This window comes from Mediterraneibacter sp. 210702-DFI.5.30, from assembly GCF_020560115.1.
Lineage (GTDB): Bacteria > Bacillota > Clostridia > Lachnospirales > Lachnospiraceae > Mediterraneibacter > Mediterraneibacter faecis.
Genome location: NZ_JAJCME010000005.1, coordinates 24,095 through 46,019, shown reverse-complemented (window position 1 = coordinate 46,019; position 21,925 = coordinate 24,095). Strand labels below are relative to the sequence as shown.

Genomic DNA, 21,925 nt, shown 5'->3' with positions numbered 1-21,925 from the left:
GATGCTATTATGAACCGAAAAAGTGAAAAATGCAAGAGGAAAATTTGAAGCAAAAGGAGAAAAAATTTAAATCAGGTTTAAAATTATAAGAAGCTGTATTGAAAAATAAATAGAAAAACAATACAACTTCTTATTTTTATATATTATTACATAAAAAACAGAAGAAAAAGATTGGGTATACTGCGAATTGTATTGTGACATGTATTGTTGTATATTAAGTACATGAAGAAAAAGTACTGATCAGAGCAATGATAATCAGAACACTGTAAGTGATAACGGTAATTATGGTTAATTGTATGGAGAGGTCACGGGCGAATGAAAAAATTTGAAAAAATTGTAACCTGGATTCAGGAGGAAGTCAGGTCTGGAAGAATGGTTTCCGGAGAGAAGCTTCCTTCAGAACAGGAACTATCTGAACAATTCCAGGTCAGTCGTCAGACGGTACGACGGGCATTGGAAGAATTAGTAAAAGAGAATATTGTGGAAAGCAGACGCGGAAGTGGCTCTTATATATGTGAAGATGCGGGAATCCTTCTTGGAAATACAGAAAGAAGAGCAGATCATGAAGAAAAACGAATCGCAGTAATGCTGACGTATATCGATACCTATATTTTTCCTGTTATTATCCGGGAAATTGAAAAAAAGGTAACACAGGCAGGCGGAATACTTCAAATTGCAATGACAGACAATTCTGTAGCAAAGGAGCGGATGCATCTGGAAGAATTTTTGAGAACAAGAAGAATTGATGGTTTGATTGCAGAGCCTGTAAAAAGTGGGCTTCCGAATCCGAATTTAGATTTATATCAGAAATTACAGAAATCAGGAATACCGGTTGTGTTTGTGAATAGTTTCTATGAGAATCTCACAATTCCACATGTCAGTCTAGATGATGAGAAAGCTGGATATCTTGCAACAAAACATCTTTTAGAATGTGGACATACAAGAATCGCCGGAATCTTCAAGGCGGATGACGGGCAGGGAAGAATGCGATATGCAGGATACACAAAGGCACTCATGGAGCATTCACTTAAGATTAAAAATCGTCAGATTTTATGGGTTGATTCGGAAGATATCCGGGAAATGGAGATGGAAAGTGACAGAGTCCTGAAACGTTTAGATGGATGTACGGCCTGTGTCTGTTACAATGATGAGATTGCAAGTAAACTGGTCAAGGTACTGCAAAGTGCGGAAGTCAAAGTCCCAGATCAGATTTCCGTTATTGGAATCGACAATTCCAGTCTTGCAAGATTTAGTGAAGTACCAATCACGTCGGTGAATAATCCGGCGAATGAGATTGGAAAGTGTGCAGCACAGATTATATTGGATAAGATTGATAAAAATATGGAAATGTACTCAGCGGAATTTGCACCGGAACTTGTGATGCGAAATTCTGTGAAATTATATAATGAAGTCATGTAGACAGCAGACGAAAGGAGAAGAACAATGTTAGAACAGTTAAAAAAAGAAGTGTATGAGGCAAATATGCTGCTTCCAAAATACGATCTGGTTACATTTACATGGGGAAATGTAAGTGGAATCGATCGAGAAAGCGGACTTTTTGTTATTAAACCAAGTGGAGTTGAATATGATAAGCTGACTCCGGAAGATATGGTAGTTGTTGATCTGAACGGAAATAAAGTAGAGGGACGTTACAATCCATCTTCCGATACACCGACACATGTTGTTCTTTATAATCGTTTTCCAAAAATCGGTGGTGTTGTACATACACATTCTGCATGGGCAACAAGCTGGGCACAGGCAGGAAGAGATATTCCATGTTACGGAACAACACATGCAGATTACATCTACGGAGAAATCCCATGCGTGCGTAATCTGACGAAAGAAGAGATTGAGGAAGCATATGAGAAGAACACAGGAGTTCTGATTGCAGATGAGTTTGAAGCCAAGAAGAAAGATTATATTGCAGTTCCGGCAGTTCTTTGTAAGAATCATGGTGTATTTACATGGGGTAAAGATGCACACGAAGCAGTTCACAATGCAGTTGTTGCAGAAGAAGTTGCAAAGATGGCAGCAAGATGTGAGATGATCAATCCGCAGGTAAAACCGGCTCCGCAGGAACTTCAGGATAAGCATTACTATAGAAAACATGGTGCGAATGCCTATTACGGACAGAATACAGCAAAATAATAACTGTCAAGTATAACACAGTAACAAATTAAGTGATAAATAAAAAATAACTATAAACATTTTATAACAAGGAGGACACAAAAATGTTAAAGAAGAAAGAGTACAAATTCTGGTTTTGCACAGGTTCACAGGATCTTTACGGAGATGAATGTCTGGCGCATGTAGCAGAGCATGCCAAAATTATCGTAGAGAAGCTCAATGAGTCTGGAGTTCTTCCATATGAAGTTGTATGGAAACCAACATTGATCACAAACGAACTGATCCGTAAGACTTTTAATGAAGCTAATATTGATGATGAATGTGCCGGTGTCATTACATGGATGCATACATTCTCACCTGCAAAATCATGGATTCTTGGACTTCAGGAGTTCAGAAAACCATTGCTTCACCTTCATACACAGTTCAATATGGAGATCCCGTATGACACGATCGATATGGATTTCATGAATGAGAACCAGTCAGCACATGGTGGACGTGAGTTCGGACACATTTTCACAAGACTTGGAATCGAGAGAAAAGTTGTTGTTGGACACTGGTCAGACGAGAAGGTTCAGGAGAAGATCGCTTCCTGGATGCGTACAGCAGTTGGTGTGATCGAAAGCAGCCATGTACGTGTCATGAGAGTTGCAGACAACATGAGAAATGTTGCTGTTACTGAAGGTGACAAAGTAGAGGCACAGATTAAATTCGGATGGGAAGTAGATGCTTATCCGGTAAATGAGATCGCAGAGTCTGTAGATGCTGTAAGCGCAGCAGATGTAAATACATTAGTAGAAGAGTATTATGACAAATATGAGATCCTTCTTGAAGGAAGAGATCCGGAAGAGTTCAGAAAACATGTTGCTGTTCAGGCACAGATCGAGCTTGGATTCGAGCGTTTCCTTGAGGAGAAAAACTATCAGGCAATCGTTACACACTTTGGAGATCTCGGTGCACTCAAACAGCTTCCGGGACTTGCAATCCAGCGTCTGATGCAGAAGGGATATGGATTTGGAGCTGAAGGAGACTGGAAGACAGCAGCTATGGTCCGTATCATGAAGATCATGACAGAAGGCATGAAAGATGCAAAAGGAACATCGATGCTGGAAGATTATACATACAATTTTGTGCCTGGAAAAGAAGGAATCCTTCAGGCTCATATGCTTGAGATCTGCCCATCTATCGCAGATGGTCCGATCAGCATCAAGGTAAATCCACTTTCTATGGGAGACAGAGAAGATCCTGCAAGACTTGTATTTACATCAAAAGAAGGAAAGGGTATTGCAACATCACTGATCGATCTTGGAGATCGTTTCCGCCTGATCATCAATACAGTTGACTGCAAGAAAAATGAAAAACCAATGCCGAAGCTTCCGGTAGCAACAAACTTCTGGACACCGGAGCCGGATCTCGCAACAGGAGCTGAAGCCTGGATTCTTTGCGGTGGTGCACATCATACAGCATTCTCTTATGATATCACTGCAGAACAGATGGGTGACTGGGCAGCAATGATGGGAATTGAAGCTGTATATATTGATAAAGATACAACAATCCGTAATCTGAAAAATGAACTCAGATGGAATGAACTTGCATTTAGAAAATAAAAAATCATTAAGAGGATAACCTTCAATACTTAAAAATTTATCGAAAATTCATTGAAATGAAGAAAACGAAAAGGTATAATATCTAATTAGAAAAAAAGTCTCCGTAAATCTGTCCGCTAAGAAAATGCAAAGCAGACAGATCTGCGGAGCAAAAAGGAGTTTAAGTATGAGTGTTAAAATTGGTATTTTAGGTTATGGTAATCTTGGAAGAGGCGTTGAGTGCGCAGTAAAGCAGAATGATGATATGGAGCTTGTGGCAGTGTTCACAAGAAGAAATCCGGAAGATGTCAAGATTCTGACAGAGACTGCGACAGTTTGTAATGTAGCAGACGTAGAAGACTGGAAAGATAAGATTGATGTTATGATAATTTGCGGAGGAAGCGCAACAGACCTTCCAAAACAGACACCTGTTTACGCAAAGATGTTCAATGTAATCGATAGTTTTGATACACATGCAAGAATCCCGGAGCATTTTGCAAATGTAGATGCAGCCGCAAAAGAAGGCGGACATGTAGGAATCATCTCCGTGGGCTGGGATCCGGGAATGTTCTCACTGAACAGACTGTATGCGAATGCAATTCTTCCAGATGGAAATGATTACACATTCTGGGGCAAAGGTGTAAGCCAGGGACATTCTGATGCAATCCGCAGAGTTGAAGGTGTCAAAGACGGAAAGCAGTACACAATTCCGGTAGAGGCTGCACTGAAAGCAGTAAGAAACGGAGAGAATCCGGAACTTACAACAAGACAGAAACATACAAGAGAGTGTTTCGTTGTACTGGAAGAAGGAGCAGATGCGGCGAAGGTAGAAGAAGAGATCAAGACAATGCCGAACTACTTCTCAGATTATGATACAACAGTACACTTTATCAGTGAAGAAGAACTGAAAGCAAACCACAGCGGAATTCCGCACGGTGGATTTGTACTCCGCAGCGGAAAGACAGGATGGAATGGTGAGAATAAGCACCTGATCGAATATAGTCTGAAACTGGATTCCAATCCGGAATTTACATCATCTGTACTGATCGCTTATGCAAGAGCAGCTTACAGACTGGCAAGCGAAGGTCAGAGCGGATGCAAGACAGTATTTGATATTGCACCTGCATACTTAAGCGCAAAGAGCGGAGAAGAGCTTAGAAAACATATGTTATAAAATCGGATGCGGCGATGACTTACTTAAATGAGTTATACGCCGCATTTTTTATAGGAGGGCAAAAATATGAGAGGAAAAGAAGAGATTAAGAAAACAATCGAAGAAGGAAAAGCGGTGCTTGGAATTGAGTTTGGTTCTACAAGAATCAAAGCAGTTTTAATTGATGAGGATAAAAGTCCGATCGCATCCGGAAGTTATGACTGGGAGAATCAGCTTGTAGACAATGTCTGGACATACAGCATGGAGAAAATCCAGAATGGTCTTCAGGGATGTTACCAGGATCTTGTGAAAGATGTAGAAGCAAAATATAATGTGAAGCTTACAAAATTTGCAGCACTCGGAGTCAGCGCAATGATGCATGGATATCTTGCGTTTGATGAGAATGATGAATTGCTTGTTCCGTTCCGTACCTGGAGAAATACGATCACAGAAGAAGCTTCTGAAAAACTGACAGAGCTCTTTTCTTATCATATTCCGCAGCGTTGGAGTATTGCTCATCTGTACCAGGCAATCTTAAATGGTGAAGAACATGTAAAAGATGTTCGTTATATTACAACACTTGCAGGATATATCCATTGGAAACTGACCGGCAAGAAGGTGCTCGGAAATGGTGATGCAGCAGGAATGTTCCCAATCGACATAGCTACTAAGAAATTTAATGAGAAGATGATGGATCAGTTTGATGAACTTACAGCAGAGAAGAATTTCCCATGGAAGATCCGTGAAATCCTTCCGGAAGTTCTTGTTGCCGGAGAAGACGCAGGTGTATTGACGGAAGAAGGCGCAAAACTGCTTGATCCTACAGGAACACTTCAGTCCGGAATTCCAATGTGTCCTCCGGAAGGAGATGCCGGAACAGGAATGGTTGCAACAAACAGCGTTGCTGTCCGTACAGGAAATGTATCTGCCGGAACAAGTGTATTTGCAATGGCAGTACTTGAGAAAGACTTGACAAAGCCTTACGAAGAAATTGACCTCGTAACAACTCCGGCCGGAGATCTTGTAGCGATGGTACACTGTAATAACTGTACATCAGATCTGAATGCATGGGTGAATCTGTTCCGTGAATTTGCAGAGAGTATGGGAATGACAGCAGATATGAACCAGATTTTTGGAACACTTTATAACAAAGCATTAGAAGGAGATTCCGATTGTGGCGGACTTCTGGCTTACAACTATTTCTCAGGAGAGCATATTACAGGATTTAACGAAGGAAGACCGTTGTTCGTTCGTAAACCTGACAGCAAATTTAATCTTGCAAACTTTATGAGAGTGCATCTTTATACTTCTCTTGGAGCATTGAAGACAGGAATGAATATCCTTCTGAAAAAAGAACATGTTGCATTGGATCGAATGATGGGACATGGCGGATTGTTTAAGACAAAAGGTGTTGGACAGAGAATCCTTGCAGGAGCAATCGATACACCGGTTTATGTTATGGAGACAGCAGGTGAAGGTGGTGCATGGGGAATCGCACTGCTTGCCGATTACCTTATTAAGAAAGAGGACAAGGAATCGCTGACAGATTATCTTGAGAACAAAGTATTCCATGATGCAGTGGGAACAGGAATGGATCCGGTTGCGGAAGATGTGGAAGGATACGAGAAATTTATGGAAACATATGCTAAGGGTCTTGCAATCGAGAAAGCAGCGGTTGAAAATTTATAGTTACGTGTGTTGCTGGACGGTGGCAGATGAAGTGGAAAGGATATTTTCAAGGGGCTGTACATGGTATCCCATCTCTTCCCATCTGGTCAGTAGTTCATCCAGGATTTCAGCATTAGTGGAAGATGTGCTGTGGAGCAGAACGATAGCTCCGGGATGAATCCTTCCGAGGAGTTTGGAGAAAGCTTCTTCTTTGGATGGCTGGTTATCCTGATACCAGTCTACATAGGCGAGACTCCAGAAGAAACTTTTGTAACCAAGTTCTTTTGCCATTTGAAGATTAGCTTCACTGTATTTTCCCTGAGGAGGCCGATAGTATTTGGTCATATTCTTTCCGGTTACGTTTTTATAGGCAGTTTCTACATATTCCAGTTCTTTTTGGAAATCTTCTATAGAAGAAATATGGGACATGTCGGGGTGATGCCAGGTATGGTTTCCCACGGTGTGTCCTTCTTTTATTATCTGTCGGATCAGTTCAGGCTCAGAGTCAATGTAGGTTCCGACAACAAAAAAAGTGGCTTTTACCTGATGTTTTTTCAGTGCATCAAGGATGGCAGATGTATTTCCGTTTTCGTAACCGGCATCAAAAGTAAGATACAGAACTTTTTCAGACGTATCCTGTGCGTAATAAGCATCCATAGATGCAAGTTCCTGAATCGAAGCATTTCCAACAGGAGTTTTGCCTTCTTCCTGAAAACTTAACCCCCAGTTTCCTTCTGAAGAAAGTGTGAGATCAGGAAGGGCACAGGAAATCGTCCGGGGAATAGAAGTCACGGAGTTCTGGTTGACAGGAGAGGGGCGAGCCGAAGTTGACTCATTAGAAAAAGCGAAAATCTGTTCTTTAAGAAATCCAGCTCCAATACCTGAAAAATAAGAGAAGATAAGAAATAAAATGCAATACTTTTTTGATTTCAAAGGGTGTATGGGAAAATGGATACATTTCCGGGAAAGAGAGAGTTTCATTCGTTCACCTCGGAAAATCGTTAATAGAATATATGAAATTGTATTTCTTTTTATACTTGTTGATTAGGCAGAGGAATGATATACTAATCCGGTAATTGTATTGTATCCCGCAAGTTGGGAATGATAACAAGGAGGAATTGAATAATGAAAACAAAGAAACATGACACTCGTTGGATGGTTAGTGTTGCACTTATGGCAGCAATCGTGATCGTACTGGCCAATACACCGCTTGGTATGATCCAGCTCCCTATCATTAAGGCAACAACAGTTCATATTCCGGTGATCCTCGGAGCAATTCTGTTAGGACCTGGTGCAGGAGCAATTCTTGGAGCAGTTTTTGGTATATGCTCTCTGGTCAGTAATACAATGGCTCCGACACTCTTATCCTTTGCATTTTCACCATTTTTAAGTACAACCGGAATTCCTGGGGCGTTGAAGGCAATCTGGATATCTGTTGGATGCAGAATTCTGATCGGTGTGGTAGCAGGATGGCTGTGGGTACTTTTTACAAAGATTAAACTGAATCAGTTTATTGCACTTCCGATTGTGGGATTTGTTGGTTCAATGGTGAATACTGTCACTGTAATGGGAAGTATTTATTTCCTGTTTGCACAGCAGTATGCCGAGGCAAAAGAAGTTGCTCTTACAGCAGTATTCGGTCTGGTGATGGGAACTGTGACAGCATCTGGTATTCCGGAAGCAATCGCGGCGGCAATTCTCGTTCTTGCACTTGGAAAAGTACTTGTTGTAGTTTTCCGCAAGATGAATCTTGGGGCTGTGAATGTGGAATCTGCAAAATAACAGACGAATTTAAAAATAGAAGAAAGTAATGAATCATGAAGAAGTTAAATGAATGTGGAATTAAGACTGTTATCAGCTTGTAAAGTTACAAAATAGTAACAAAACCACAAGAAAGCAACTTCTTCATGTTGTTTTTTGATGAATTTTAGTTGCTGTTATAGTTGATTAAGTGTCAGGTGTGTATTATAATAAAGCTATATGACATGCAAAAACTGTTGGAAGATCAGAACAGCAGAAAGAAGAGGAGAAAAATATGGCAGAGGATTACAGAAACCAGGCAATCGGCGTATTTGAACTGGAAAGTGAGTGTATCTGTTTTGTAGCACTTGATGCGGCAGCAAAGGCAGCAGCAGTAAAGATTCAGGGTGTGGAGAGAAATCGTCTTGCGGCAGGAGCCTGCGTGAAGATGAGAGGAAGTGTCTCTGACGTGAAGGCTGCAATGGAAGCAGCACTGGATGTAGCCAGACCGTTGACGAAGATTGTTTCCCATACGGTGATTGCATCACCTTCTGAGGATACGGAAAAAGCAATTGCAATGACAATTAATAAATAGGTATTTGTTCAATTGTCTGTTGTACATATGAGAAGAGTATTGTTTTGTGAGGAAATCAGAGAAGGAAAAGAAAGGGAAATAAGATGAAGAAATATGGAGCATATGGCCTGGTAGAGGTAAAAGGAGAATCCAATGCGGTGATCGTAGTTGACCGCATGTTAAAGACTGCAGAAGTAGAGTATGTGACACAGGACACAAAGTGTGGTGGACATGCACTTGTTTTTGTAGGTGGCAGTGTATCAGCAGTAACAGCAGCGGTTGATGAAGTGAAAAATAATGCACCGTGTAAAGTTATACAAACTGCTGTAATCTCCAATCCGTCTCAGGAGATGGTTGACATAGTAGAAATGTTTAAGAATAGATAAGAGTTAGGATTAAGTAAAATGGAAAGAGCAATCTTGTTTTTTGATATTGATGGAACAGTGTTGAGTGAAGTGACAAAAGAAGTACCGCAAAGTGCGATTGAGGCAATGGAAAAAGCACGAGCGGAAGGACATCTGCTGTTTATTAATACAGGAAGAACAATCTGTAGTATTCCGACAGAGGTGAGAAAATTCCAATTTGATGGGTATTTATGTGGCTGTGGGACATATCTTACAGAACATGATGAAGTTTTGCTAAAAAGCTCGATTGAGAAGCAGAGAGGTATAGAACTGCTGCGAAAAGCAAAAGAATGTAATCTTGGTGTTATTGCGGAAGGACAAGAGGATTGTTATTTTCCTGGGCACATATCACGATTTGACAGGTTAGAATCTACAAGAAGATATTTTGCATCTAGAGGAATAGGAATCGAACAGTCTTTAGAGAGCGAAAGATTTGAATATGATAAGTTGTTTGTTTACGTAGATGATAAGAGTGATTTTGATTCTTTTCGTGAGTATCTTGGAGATGACATGGAAGCACTTGACCGTGGCGGAAAGGCCTATGAGGTAATTCAGAAGGGATTTTCTAAAGCGACAGCATGTCAGTTTATTATGGAAAGATATGACATGGATGCAAGTCATGCGTATGTCTTCGGAGACAGCAGTAATGATCTGGCGATGTTTGAATATGCGGAGCATGCGATTGCGATGGGCAGACATGATTCGGTATTGGATTCATATGCTGAGTTTGTTACAAAGACAGTGGAAAATGATGGAATTGCATATGCCATGAAGCATTATGGATTAATTTAACAGAAAATAGAAAACAGGATCTGTCAGTAAAGATAAAACTGGCGGATCCTGTTTTTTATATATTAGGAAAGTCCTTTCCTAATATATAAAAAACGCTCCGCTCAGGATGCGCACTGCGGCGTACAAGGTAGGTGTCGCAAGAATGTGCCAAGGCACATTCTTTGTTCATAAAGTATTTCTGTTATACAATACCGACACCGTCAAAGAAGCTGACATCTGTTGGATATACATAGCTGTCTCCAATGTCATGAAGAAGTACAACATTCAAGTGATTATTCAGGTTCTTTTTATCCAAAGAAATTGCATCAGTCAGTACATCAATCGGTAAATTAGAGTTGTCCGGAAGTTTATAAATCTCCAATGCCTTTTTGATCTGTTCTGCGCATCCGGATGTGGTTAATCCTTTCTCTTCTGCAATCTTTGTAATCTGATACATACCGATTCCAACAGCCTCTCCATGGCTTTCGCGCTCATAATTGAAGTGCTGTTCAATCGTGTGCGCAAGTGTGTGTCCAAAGTTCAGAAGGATACGTTCTCCAAGGTCAAACTGATCGGCTTCGACAACGATTCTTTTGATATCAACGCAGCGTGCAATAATCTGTGTCAGCTTCGGCTTTAAATCATCGAAGGAAGTATGTCTACATAAAAGCTCAAAAAGCTCGTTGTCTTTGATGCATCCATATTTGATCACTTCGCCCATTCCATCACTGATGAAATGATCTGGCAATGTATTCAGCACATCTGGGTCAATGATGACTGCCTTTGGGTGATAAAATGCACCAACAAGATTTTTTCCCTGCGGAAGATCTACCGCAACTTTTCCGCCAACGGAAGAATCGACTTGCGCAAGAAGTGAGGTTGGAATCTGTACAAATTTGATTCCACGCAGATAACTGCTGGCAGCAAATCCGGCAAGATCACCGATCACACCGCCACCAAGTGCGATGAGCAGGTCACTTCGTGTTAGTTTTACATTTATTAATGCTTCATAGATCTTAGGCAGAGACTGGAAACTCTTAGTAGGTTCGCCGTGAGGCAGAACAAAAGAGTGGCATTCAAACCCTGAGTCAGACAATGCTTTTGTGATAATTTCTCCATAGAGAGGAAAAACATTATCATCTGAAACGATCATGATTTTTTTCCCGGAGAACACTTCGCTTACAAGTTCTCCGGTTTTTGCAAGGATTCCATTTTCAATATGGATCGGATAAGAATTCGGTCCAAGATCAACTGTTAATTTCATGACGATCTCCTTAGAATTTTTTACCGACTACTTCGGCAATTTGACGAACTTGCTGAAGCAGAACATCATATTTCTCAGGTTTCAAAGATTGGGCTCCGTCACAAAGGGCAGCTTCCGGATTGTTGTGAACTTCGATCATAAGTCCGTCAGCACCTGCAGCAACTGCAGCCTTTGCCATAGGCTCAACAAGCCACCATTTTCCGCCGGCATGACTTGGGTCAATAACAATCGGAAGATGTGTCTTGCTGCGAAGAACAGGGATACACTGAAGATCCAGAGTGTTTCTTGTAAAAGTCTCAAAAGTACGGATACCACGTTCACAGAGAATGACATTTTCATTACCGGATGCCATGATATACTCAGCGGACATGATCCATTCTTCGTATGTGGCATTCAGTCCTCTCTTTAACAGGATTGGGCGATCAACCTGTCCTAATTCTTTGAGAAGATCAAAGTTCTGCATGTTGCGGGCACCAATCTGGATCAGGTCAACCTTCTCGTTGAATACATCCAGATACTTGGAAGACATGAGTTCTGTAACAATAGGAAGTCCGACTTCTTCTCTGACTGCACAGAGAATATCAAGTCCCTCAAGTCCGAGTCCCTGGAAAGCGTAAGGACTTGTTCTTGGCTTGAATGCGCCGCCGCGGAGAAGATTTGCTCCGGATGTTTTTGCTTTTTGAGCAATCTCAAGAACCTGCTCATAGGATTCTACAGAACAAGGTCCTGCAATCAGTCCTAAATGTTCACCGCCAATCTTAACACCGGAAACATCAATAATAGAGTCTTCCGGATGAAATGCGCGATTTGCAAGCTTATAAGGCTCCTGTACATGCATAACTTTGTCAACACATGTGTCAATTTCAAATTGTCTTGGATCGATCAGTGTTGTATCTCCGATACATCCGATGATCGTCATTCCGGTTCCCTGAACCAGATGAGTGTCAAGTCCGTGCTTTTTTACAAGATTTTCGACACGATGTATATTTTCCTCAGAAGTATGAGGTTTCAAAACAATAATCATTTTTTATCATCCTCCTTAATATTCGTACTGTAAAATTTTAGTTGTTTAAAGTGCGAAAACATATGTATCATAAAACATATACAATTAGATGTCAATGTCTTTTGGATTATTTGAAGAAATATATCAAAAAAACATGCAAAATAGTGTGATTATTTCATGAATAATCACATTGACGGATAGAGTGCGCAGTGCTAATCTAAAAAGCGTGTCATGTGAAGAGAGAGTTCTCCAGGCATGAGATTGACAGAAACTGACGAAAGAATTGTTTCTGGAACTTGACATGTAGGCTTACATATTAAAAAGAGGTAAAACAAATGAAGATTTTAAAACAGTTTGGTGTGATATTCGGTGTTTGCTGGGTCAGTCTTGTAATCGAACATTATCTGCCGTTTTCTTTTCCGGCGAGTGTAATCGGTATGATTTTATTGTTGATCTGTCTGCTGACCGGGTTCTTAAAGATTGAGCATGTGCAGGAAAAAGCAGATTTTTTATTAGGAAATATGGCATTCTTTTTTGTACCGGCAGGAGTAAGTATCATTAATTATTTTGACATTTTAAAAAGTACAGTGCTTCAGCTTCTTGTAATCTGTGTTGTATCCACGATTGTAACATTTGCTGTGACAGCGTATGTAGTTACGCTGACAGTGAAATTGATGGAGAAGAAAAAGGGAGGAAAGAAAGCATGAAAGAATTAATGACATCTCCTTATTTTGGAGTAGGGTTGAGTGTAGTAGCATTCTGGATAGGAGAAAAGCTGCATAATAAATTAAAGACACCGATCTGTAATCCACTGATCGTTGCGATTGTATTGATTGTAGGAGTCCTTTTGATTTTTGATATTCCATATGATAGCTATGATGTGGGCGGGGCTTTAATCAATATGTTCCTTGCTCCGGCAACAGCATGTCTTGCGGTTGCAATTTATACAAAAATTGATGTTTTGAAGAAATACTGGCTTCCAATTGTAGTTGGATGTACTGCAGGGTCAGCAGCATCTATGGCAAGCGTGTTTGGAATGTGCAAATTATTTGGACTGGATCAGAGCATGACAGTTTCACTGATCCCTAAGTCAGTGACAACACCTATCGCAGTGAGTATTTCTGAGCCGGCAGGTGGTGTAGTGCCGATTACGGTGGTTGCTGTTATTTTCACGGGGATTCTTGGAAGTATTCTGGCTCCGACGCTGATCAAAATATTCCATGTGAAGGATTCTGTGGCAGCAGGACTTGCAATCGGTGCATGTAGTCATGCGGTCGGAACATCAAAGGCAATTGAAATTGGTGAGATCGAGGGTGCAATGAGCGGTCTTGCAATCGGAATCTGTGGAATTATTACAGTGCTGTTTTCAATGCTTATTATGTAGGCGAATTTAATAATCATGAAAAGAATCGATTTAATCAGGATTTTCGTATAGAAACATTGCCTGAAAGAAATCGGTTCTTTTTTTTGAAAAAAATAAGGATTTCACGCTTCGGTCATGACAAATGTGGAAACTTATGTTATACTCTAAGTTAGGTTAGTGCCATTATACTTTGAATTATGGTTTGTGTGAAAAAGACAGAACAGGCACTGAAAGATAGAATTTAAAGGAGCTATACGGTATGAAAAGAGTATTGTTAAAGCTGAGCGGAGAAGCTCTTGCAGGCGAGAAGAAGACTGGATTTGATGAGGCAACCTGTATCGGAGTTGCGAAGCAGGTAAAACAGCTTGTAGATGAAGGTGTGCAGGTAGCAATCGTAACAGGAGGAGGAAACTTCTGGAGAGGAAGAACAAGTGAGACAATTGACCGTACAAAAGCAGATCAGATCGGTATGCTTGCAACAGTTATGAACTGTATCTATGTGTCAGATATTTTCCGTCATGTAGGAATGAAGACAGAAGTATTCACACCTTTTGTATGCGGAGCATTTACATCTCTGTTCTCAAAGGATGCGGCAGTTGCAGCACTGGAAGAAGGTAAGGTGATCTTTTTCGCAGGTGGAACAGGACATCCATATTTCTCAACAGATACAGGTGCAGTTCTCCGTGCAATCGAGATTGAGGCAGATGCAATGCTTCTTGCAAAGGCAATTGACGGTATCTATGACAGTGATCCGAAGGTGAATCCGGCAGCAGTGAAGTATGATGAAATTTCTATTCAAGAAGTGATCGATCAGAAACTCGCAGCAGTTGATCTGACAGCATCCATTCTCTGTCTTGAGAATAAGATGCCGATGCTTGTATTCGGACTTAATGAAGAGAATAGTATTGTAAATACAATGCAGGGAAAATTCACAGGAACAAAAGTTACTGTATAAACTATTTTAAAATAGCAGTAACTGTTCAGAGCCAACCTCCAAAATGCTACGCATTTCGTCGGTGTGGCGTATCCGCCAAATAAAATTTCAAAAACAGTTTTAAAAATGCAAGCATTTTATACCTGTTTTTTGAAATTTTGCTTGGCTCTGAACAGTTACAAATAGCGGAGGAATTACAGCATGAATGAAAAAAACAAAATCTATGATGATAAGATGACAAAGACAATTAACAATCTGGATGGAGAACTTGCTACAATCCGTGCAGGGCGTGCAAACCCACATGTACTGGATAAGCTGGCAGTTGATTACTACGGAACACCAACACCGATCCAGCAGGTAGCGAATGTTTCTGTACCGGAAGCACGTATGATCCAGATCCAGCCATGGGAGAAGAGCATGCTCAAGGCAATTGAGAAAGCAATTCTTACATCTGATATCGGAATCAACCCGACAAATGATGGAACATCTATCCGTTTGGTATTCCCAGAACTGACAGAGGATCGCAGAAAAGAACTTGCGAAAGATGTTAAGAAAAAAGGTGAGGAAGCGAAAGTTGCTGTACGTAATGTCCGTCGTGATGGAAATGTTGCTTTCAAGAAACTGAAAGGAACGGAAATTTCTGAAGATGAGATCAAAGATCTTGAAGATGAACTTCAGAAGATCACAGACAAGTATGTTGCTAAGATTGACAAGATGGTAGAGGCGAAGTCCAAGGAAATCATGACAGTCTAAATCGAAAAACAGCAGAGCTGAATTGTCAGATTGTAATGTGGAAAAACTGTTTACAGATTATTTGTACGCAGATAAGTTTTTAAGAACATGGAGGCTTATTTAAGGCCTCCATTTCTTCTTTAAAGAAAGTTGCGACAGAGAGGATAAGAAAATGAACGTACCACAGCATATTGCGATTATTTTAGATGGAAACGGACGCTGGGCAAAATCAAAAGGAATGCCGAGAAATTACGGACACGCACAGGGAGCCAAGAACGTTGAGAAGATCTGTGAAGAAGCATGGCGTATGGGAATCAAGTACCTGACAGTCTATGCATTTTCTACAGAAAACTGGAGCAGACCACAGAATGAAGTGGATGCACTGATGAAACTTTTAAGAAATTACATGAAAACATGTCTGAAGACAGCGGCAAAGAATGATATGAAGATCCGTGTGATCGGCGATATTGAACCGCTGGATGAGGATATCAAGAGCCGGATCAGAGAACTGGAAGAGGCAACAGCCAACAATGGAGGGCTTAATTTTACAATTGCCCTGAATTATGGAAGCCGTGATGAGATCACAAGAGCAGCCAGAAAGCTTGCGAAGGATTGTGCGGCCGGCAAGGTAAATCCGGACACGATCGATGAATCATTATTTAATTCTTATCTGGATACAAATGACATTCCGGATCCGGATTTGATGATCCGTACAAGCGGAGAACAAAGATTATCGAATTATCTGCTTTGGCAGCTGGCCTATTCAGAGTTTTATTTTACAGATATTCCGTGGCCGGCATTTACGAAAGAAGAGCTTATAAAAGCGGTGGAAGAATATAACCGCAGGCATAGAAGATTCGGCGGAGTAGAGGAGGCGGAATAAAGATGTTTAAAACAAGGTTACTAAGTGGAATACTATTAGTGATCATCGCGCTTGTCACAGTGATCACGGGCGGAAACCTGCTCTTTGCAGTTTTGTTATTAATCAGCCTGATCGGAATGACAGAGTTGTATAAAGTATTTCACATAGAGAAGAAGGCACCAGGAATTGTCGGATATATTTTTGCAATCCTGTATTATGGGTTATTATATTTTAAACCGCTTCTTCCGGGAGAATCCTTAAACTGGTTTGTTATGCTGTTTATGGCTTTTTTGATCTGCCAGATGGCGGTTCTTGTATTTTCCTATCCGAAATATAATACACAGCAGATTTTTGCCGGTTTTTTTGGAATGTTCTATGTGGCAGTGATGCTCTCTTACATTTATCAGACAAGAAATCTTCCGGGAGGAATCTTCTCGGTATGGCTTGTATTTGTATGCTCCTGGGGATGTGATACTTGTGCATACTGTGTCGGTATGTTGATCGGAAAGCACAAGCTGGCACCGATTTTAAGTCCGAAGAAATCAATAGAAGGTGGAATCGGAGGAATCCTTGGTGCAGCATTGATCGGAGTATTGTATGGACTTGCAATTAACTACTGGGGAAATGCGGCAGCAGATTTATTGCAATATGCGATCATTGGTGCGGTCGGTGGAGCAATTTCACAGATTGGGGACCTGGCAGCTTCTGCAATCAAGAGATACCACAACATTAAAGATTATGGAAAACTGATTCCGGGACATGGAGGAATTCTTGACCGTTTTGACAGTGTTATCTTTACAGCACCTATTATTTTCTATCTTTCCCTGTTTCTGTAAAAGGAGATATATGTGTGATAGATGCGTTGCTGATCCACAGTTTTGTGGATTGTAACATAAAAGCAGAATAGAGGTAAAAAGTTACGATGAAGAAAATTGCAATTTTGGGATCCACAGGATCCATAGGAACACAGACATTGGAGATTGTCAGGACAAATGGCGATCTAGAGGTTACAGCACTTGCAGCAGGGAATAATATTGATCTCTTGGAGAAACAGATCAGAGAATTTAAGCCGAAACTGGCAGCAGTTTGGAAAGAAGAAAGAGCAAATGAATTAAAAGACAAAATAAATGATCTGGATGTTAAAGTAGTAAGCGGTATGGATGGACTGCTTGAAGTAGCGAGACAGCCGGAGTCAGAGATTCTTGTGACAGCAATTGTCGGAATGATTGGAATTCTTCCTACAATTGAAGCAATTAATGCAGGAAAAGATATTGCTTTGGCAAATAAAGAGACACTGGTCACAGCAGGACATATCATTATGCCGCTGGCAAAGGAAAAAGGGGTTTCTATTCTTCCGGTGGATAGCGAGCACAGCGCAATCTTTCAGTCTCTTCAGGGAGGACAGCAGAAGGCTCTGCACAAGATTCTCCTGACGGCATCCGGTGGACCATTTAGAGGAAAGAAACTGGAAGATCTGGCGAACATCCAGGTAGAGGATGCATTGAAACACCCAAACTGGGCAATGGGACGCAAGATTACAATTGACTCATCTACAATGGTGAACAAAGGTCTTGAAGTGATTGAGGCGAAATGGCTCTTTGGAGTGGATGTAGATCAGATTCAGGTTGTTGTGCAGCCACAGAGTATCATTCATTCAATGGTGGAATATGAAGATGGTGCAGTGATCGCACAGCTTGGAACACCGGATATGAAACTTCCAATCCAGTATGCACTCTATTATCCGGAACGTCGTTATCTTCCGGGTGACAGACTGGACTTTTCGACACTTCAGCAGATCACGTTTGAACAGCCGGATCTGGAAACATTTTATGGATTGAAGCTTGCTTTTGAAGCGGGAAGAACAGGAGGTTCCCTTCCGACCGTGTTAAATGCGGCAAATGAGAAAGCAGTTGCGCTGTTCCTTGACAGAAAGATTAAGTATCTCCAGATTCCTGAGATTATTCAGGCGTGTATGGAAGCGCATAAAAATATTGCGGCTCCAACCGTTGAGGAGATACTAAAGACAGAACAGGAAACATATGAATTTATTAAAAACAGGTGGTAATGTATGGGCATAATCTTGGCAATTCTGCTATTCAGTGCGATTGTAATCTTTCACGAATTAGGACACTTTCTGCTTGCAAAGAAGAATAAGATCCGTGTGGATGAATTCTCTCTGGGTCTTGGACCGACTATTTTTGGAAAACAGTTTGGAGAAACAAAATTCAGCTTAAAGCTTCTTCCGTTTGGCGGAGCCTGCATGATGGGAGAAGATGATGTGGATGATATGTCTGAAGGGAGCTTTAACAGCAAATCGGTCTGGGCAAGAATGTCAGTAATTGTTGCAGGTCCAGTGTTTAATCTTATTCTTGCATGGATCCTCTGCATGATTATTATTGGCTGGACGGGATATCGAGCACCGATTGTCAGTAATGTGACAGATGGATATTCAGCGCAGGAAGAAGGTATCGAACCGGGAGATGTGATCAAGAAGATCGGAGGAAAATCAGTTCATATCTGGAACGATATCAGTCTGTATAATATGATGCATGCGGGAACAAAAAGTGTAGAAGTTGAGTATGAGCGTGACGGTAAGGATTATACAGTTGTGCTGGAACCAAAACAGAATGAGGGAGATGCTTTTCCTCTGCTTGGAATTACAGGTGGTGAGATGGTTCGTCCGGGTCTGTTTGGAACAGTTCGATACGGAGCATATACGGTGAAGTATTGGATCACATATACAGTTGACAGTCTGAAAATGTTAGTTGGTGGAAAGGTAGGAGTAAAAGATCTTTCCGGTCCGGTTGGAATTGTCAGTGCGGTAGATAACGTTTATCAGGAAGCAGCTCCGGCAGGCATGGTAGTAGTGATTTTAAATTTTCTCAATATAGGAGTACTTCTGACCGCCAACCTGGGTGTGATGAATCTGTTACCGCTTCCGGCGTTGGACGGTGGACGTCTTGTATTCCTTATCATTGAGGCCGTTCGTGGAAAAAGAGTACCGCCTGAGAAAGAAGGCATGGTACATTTTGCAGGATTTGTGCTTCTGATGGCATTGATGGTTGTTATTATGTTTAATGACATTCTGAAACTTGTGTAGAAAACAGGAAAGAATAGGAGTTTTCCGCATATACTGGAAAAAGGAAACGAATCAGATGTGGGAGACAAACTATGAAACTTTTTCAACCGATACAAGGTTCAATTGAAAGCAAAGAAACGCAGGAGAATCTGATCGATCGTGGTCAGCTGCAGGTAAATGTTACATCTTCTGTGAATGCATTTCCAGTAAAAGAAGCACGGATTTCCATCTCTTATACAGGAATTCCGGAAAGTATATTAGAGCAGGTAGTCACGGATTCTTCCGGTCAGACAGAACTGGTTGAACTGAATGCACCACCGGAAGAATGGAGTCTGGATGAGAACGAAGAACGTCAACCATATTCAGAATATACCTTGAATATTGAAGCAGAAGGATTTGAGTCGATCAGTGTTTCGGGAACAGAGATCCTGGCAAACACAAAGGCAATCCAGAATATACGCATGAAACAAAAGGATCAGAGCAGGGAAGAAGAGCAGGTATTCGTCATCCCTGCTCATACTTTATATGGAAATTATCCTCCGAAGATTGCAGAGGAAGAGATTAAGCCGGTAAATGAAACAGGAGAAATTGTCTTGAGCCGTGTGGTTGTACCGGAATATATTATCGTACATGATGGATCTCCGCGGGATTCTACAGCACAGAATTATTATGTGAAGTACAAAGATTATATAAAAAATGTCGCATCAAGTGAAATCTATGCAACCTGGCCGGCAGACACCATAAGGGCAAATGTGCTGGCAATTATGTCATTCACTTTAAACAGGGTTTATACGGAATGGTATCGAAATAAAGGGTTTGATTTTACAATTACATCATCAACGGCATTTGACCATAAATGGATCCCGGAGCGCAATATATTTGAGCCTATTTCAGTGATTGTGGATGAACTGTTTGCAGACTATCTGTCACGGCCGAATGTGCGCCAGCCAATCCTGACACAGTATTGTGATGGTCGCAGAGTGAGTTGTCCAAACTGGTTAACACAGTGGGGGTCAAAAAGTCTGGGAGAACAGGGATTTTCTCCGATTGAAATTCTAAGGTATTATTATGGTGACGATATGTATATCAATACGGCAGAAGCAATCTCAGGTATTCCGTCTTCCTGGCCGGGATATACACTGGAACAAGGTTCACAAGGTCCAAAAGTGCGTCAGATACAGGAAGAACTGAATGTGATTGCGGGGGCATATCCGGAGATTCCCAAATTGACGGAAGATGGAATCTATGGACCTGAAACAGAAGCGGCTGTCCGGAAATTTCAATCTATATTCGGTCTTCCGGTAACAGGAGAGATAGATTATAAAACATGGTATAAGATATCGGAAATTTATGTTGGCGTGTCAAGAATAGCAGAGCTTTCATAAAGTACAGGAACAGTTCAGACAGGAGACAGTGAAATTAATGGAAAGAGACAGAAGACGAAGGAAAAAACGACGAAGAAATAGAAAAACAACAAGAAAAGGATTCGTGTTTCTTGTGCTTCTTCTTGTGATCATCGGAGCGGCAGGTGTATTAAAGATGACAAAAGCAGTACCCGGATTATTCCGTGAGTCTGGAAATGTCCTTTTGCCTGATTCTGGTCAGAAAATAGAATTTCCGGAGTTAAATGTATCAGAAGAAGATGTTGCAGATGGTTTTTATTATCAGCAGCTGTCGGAGCAGGAAAAACAGGTTTATCGTGAGATCCTGCAGGGTGTTTGTTTCATGGAGGAGACCATTCTTCTTCACGCAGGCGAGAACGATGAGGCTGGAAAGATATACGAATATCTGATGTATGACCGGCCGGAATTGTTCTGGTGTGACGGGAGCTCAAAAATGACGGTATATAAAGATTATACCGAGTTTCATCCGTCTTATATCTGTACACCGGATCAGAGAGAATCCAGACGGGAGCAGATTGAAAATGCGGCACAAGAGGCACTTGCAGGTGCACAGGGGTGTGAGACAGAATATGAGAAGATCAAGTACATTTTCAAATATCTTGTAGATACTGTGGATTATGATCAAAACGCATTGGATAATCAGAATATTTATAGTTCTTTGGTTGGGAAAAAATCCGTCTGCGCAGGATATTCCAGGGCAGCGCAATATCTGTTGAAACAGATGGGAATAGAATGTATTTACGTTGTGGGAACAGTAAAAGAGCAGGGGGCACATGCATGGAATATAGTGAAATGTGATGATAAGTATTATCAGATGGATGTGACTTTCGGAGATCCGATCTTTCAGGAGAATGAGACGGGAGAAACGCTACCTCATGATCTTGTGAATTATGAGTATCTATGTTGTACAGATGAAGAAATTTTTACAGATCATCAGCAGGATGATTTTGTGCCGTATCCGGTGTGCGATTCCAATGATCTGGAATATTATCGAATCAACGGTCTGTACTATGAAACATTTGATGAGAATGAAATCTATGAAAAAATGAAAGCAGGGATAGAACAGGGACAGGAAATGTTTGCTATCCGCTTTTCGGAAAATGCTGTTTATGAAGTTGCAAAAGAGAAAATTATAGATAATTTGATTCCACAGGCGGCGGAGTTTCTTGTTGACTTCAGACAATTGGAAGAGGTGAAATATACGTATGCCGTGGACGACAGAAAGCGGATCATAATGATCTTCTGGTATTCATAAAAATGCATAA

21 protein-coding genes and 1 pseudogene are annotated in these 21,925 nt (G+C 41.0%); 19 read left to right on the top strand and 3 right to left on the bottom strand.

All coding sequences use genetic code 11. The features are described 5' to 3' along the window. The first annotated feature begins 315 nt into the window (after window positions 1–315). From LI126_RS06910 to LI126_RS06890, 5 genes are all read left to right on the top strand, one after another. Window positions 316–1,419, top strand: coding sequence for a GntR family transcriptional regulator (locus tag LI126_RS06910; RefSeq protein WP_226901259.1), 1,104 nt, complete (start codon window positions 316–318; stop codon window positions 1,417–1,419). Between the two features lie 24 nt (window positions 1,420–1,443). Further along, window positions 1,444–2,148, top strand: a complete 705-nt coding sequence (locus LI126_RS06905; RefSeq protein WP_055148293.1) for an L-ribulose-5-phosphate 4-epimerase — start codon at window positions 1,444–1,446, stop codon at window positions 2,146–2,148. Window positions 2,149–2,231: 83 nt separating this feature from the next. Next, a complete protein-coding gene (gene araA / locus LI126_RS06900; protein WP_020436653.1) occupies window positions 2,232–3,731 on the top strand; it encodes an L-arabinose isomerase in 1,500 nt (499 codons plus the stop codon). Between the two features lie 166 nt (window positions 3,732–3,897). Beyond that, window positions 3,898–4,884, top strand: a complete 987-nt coding sequence (locus tag LI126_RS06895) for a diaminopimelate dehydrogenase (RefSeq protein WP_227165092.1) — start codon at window positions 3,898–3,900, stop codon at window positions 4,882–4,884. Between the two features lie 66 nt (window positions 4,885–4,950). Beyond that, window positions 4,951–6,552, top strand: a complete 1,602-nt coding sequence (locus tag LI126_RS06890) for a xylulokinase (RefSeq protein WP_155204563.1) — start codon at window positions 4,951–4,953, stop codon at window positions 6,550–6,552. Here LI126_RS06890 and LI126_RS06885 read toward each other — a convergent pair whose 3' ends face one another. Then, window positions 6,553–7,323: a delta-lactam-biosynthetic de-N-acetylase gene (locus LI126_RS06885; protein ID WP_330627412.1), complete on the bottom strand. Its 771-nt coding sequence runs from the start codon at window positions 7,321–7,323 to the stop codon at window positions 6,553–6,555. Between the two features lie 333 nt (window positions 7,324–7,656). Here LI126_RS06885 and LI126_RS06880 point away from each other — a divergent pair, with 333 nt between their 5' ends. The 4 genes from LI126_RS06880 (at window position 7,657) to LI126_RS06865 (ending at window position 10,041) form a co-directional block, all read left to right on the top strand. Beyond that, a complete protein-coding gene (locus LI126_RS06880; RefSeq protein ID WP_020436657.1) occupies window positions 7,657–8,313 on the top strand; it encodes an ECF transporter S component in 657 nt (218 codons plus the stop codon). A gap of 253 nt (window positions 8,314–8,566) precedes the next feature. Beyond that, window positions 8,567–8,866, top strand: a complete 300-nt coding sequence (locus LI126_RS06875; RefSeq protein ID WP_015529649.1) for a BMC domain-containing protein — start codon at window positions 8,567–8,569, stop codon at window positions 8,864–8,866. An 83-nt stretch (window positions 8,867–8,949) separates the two neighbouring features. Further along, the gene (locus tag LI126_RS06870) at window positions 8,950–9,231 is read left to right on the top strand and encodes a BMC domain-containing protein (protein ID WP_015529650.1); all 282 of its coding nucleotides are present in this window, start codon (window positions 8,950–8,952) and stop codon (window positions 9,229–9,231) included. Between the two features lie 18 nt (window positions 9,232–9,249). Continuing rightward, window positions 9,250–10,041 (top strand): HAD family hydrolase, encoded by a 792-nt coding sequence (locus LI126_RS06865; RefSeq protein WP_020436658.1) that lies wholly within the window; start codon window positions 9,250–9,252, stop codon window positions 10,039–10,041. A gap of 181 nt (window positions 10,042–10,222) precedes the next feature. Here the strand turns inward: LI126_RS06865 and aroB are convergent, their stop codons facing one another. Then, window positions 10,223–11,284: a 3-dehydroquinate synthase gene (aroB, locus tag LI126_RS06860; RefSeq protein ID WP_227165091.1), complete on the bottom strand. Its 1,062-nt coding sequence runs from the start codon at window positions 11,282–11,284 to the stop codon at window positions 10,223–10,225. A 10-nt stretch (window positions 11,285–11,294) separates the two neighbouring features. After that, on the bottom strand, window positions 11,295–12,308 hold the full coding sequence (gene aroF / locus LI126_RS06855; RefSeq protein ID WP_015529653.1) for a 3-deoxy-7-phosphoheptulonate synthase: 1,014 nt from the start codon (window positions 12,306–12,308) through the stop codon (window positions 11,295–11,297). A gap of 314 nt (window positions 12,309–12,622) precedes the next feature. On the opposite strand from aroF, the gene LI126_RS06850 reads away from it, so the two are divergent. From LI126_RS06850 to LI126_RS06805, 10 genes and pseudogenes are all read left to right on the top strand, one after another. Beyond that, on the top strand, window positions 12,623–12,994 hold the full coding sequence (locus tag LI126_RS06850) for a CidA/LrgA family protein (protein ID WP_020436660.1): 372 nt from the start codon (window positions 12,623–12,625) through the stop codon (window positions 12,992–12,994). After that, window positions 12,991–13,671, top strand: coding sequence for an LrgB family protein (locus LI126_RS06845; RefSeq protein ID WP_020436661.1), 681 nt, complete (start codon window positions 12,991–12,993; stop codon window positions 13,669–13,671). Before LI126_RS06850 ends, LI126_RS06845 begins: the two co-directional genes overlap by 4 nt. A 238-nt stretch (window positions 13,672–13,909) precedes the next feature. Next, window positions 13,910–14,605, top strand: coding sequence for a UMP kinase (gene pyrH / locus LI126_RS06840; RefSeq protein ID WP_015529656.1), 696 nt, complete (start codon window positions 13,910–13,912; stop codon window positions 14,603–14,605). 180 nt (window positions 14,606–14,785) lie between these two features. Continuing rightward, window positions 14,786–15,337 carry a ribosome recycling factor gene (frr, locus tag LI126_RS06835; RefSeq protein ID WP_015529657.1) on the top strand — a complete coding sequence of 184 codons (552 nt, stop codon included), beginning with the start codon at window positions 14,786–14,788 and terminating at the stop codon, window positions 15,335–15,337. Window positions 15,338–15,473: 136 nt separating this feature from the next. Next, window positions 15,474–16,199: pseudogene (locus LI126_RS06830) on the top strand (isoprenyl transferase); the annotation flags it as partial. Between the two features lie 2 nt (window positions 16,200–16,201). Further along, window positions 16,202–17,014: a phosphatidate cytidylyltransferase gene (locus LI126_RS06825; RefSeq protein ID WP_227165090.1), complete on the top strand. Its 813-nt coding sequence runs from the start codon at window positions 16,202–16,204 to the stop codon at window positions 17,012–17,014. A gap of 86 nt (window positions 17,015–17,100) precedes the next feature. Further along, the gene (gene dxr / locus LI126_RS06820) at window positions 17,101–18,243 is read left to right on the top strand and encodes a 1-deoxy-D-xylulose-5-phosphate reductoisomerase (protein ID WP_020436664.1); all 1,143 of its coding nucleotides are present in this window, start codon (window positions 17,101–17,103) and stop codon (window positions 18,241–18,243) included. A gap of 3 nt (window positions 18,244–18,246) precedes the next feature. Beyond that, window positions 18,247–19,278 carry an RIP metalloprotease RseP gene (rseP, locus tag LI126_RS06815; RefSeq protein WP_226865952.1) on the top strand — a complete coding sequence of 344 codons (1,032 nt, stop codon included), beginning with the start codon at window positions 18,247–18,249 and terminating at the stop codon, window positions 19,276–19,278. Window positions 19,279–19,349: 71 nt separating this feature from the next. After that, window positions 19,350–20,642: a peptidoglycan-binding protein gene (locus LI126_RS06810; RefSeq protein WP_015529662.1), complete on the top strand. Its 1,293-nt coding sequence runs from the start codon at window positions 19,350–19,352 to the stop codon at window positions 20,640–20,642. 37 nt (window positions 20,643–20,679) lie between these two features. Beyond that, complete coding sequence (locus LI126_RS06805) at window positions 20,680–21,915, top strand: transglutaminase domain-containing protein (RefSeq protein ID WP_227165089.1); 1,236 nt, start codon at window positions 20,680–20,682, stop codon at window positions 21,913–21,915. Window positions 21,916–21,925: the final 10 nt, after the last annotated feature.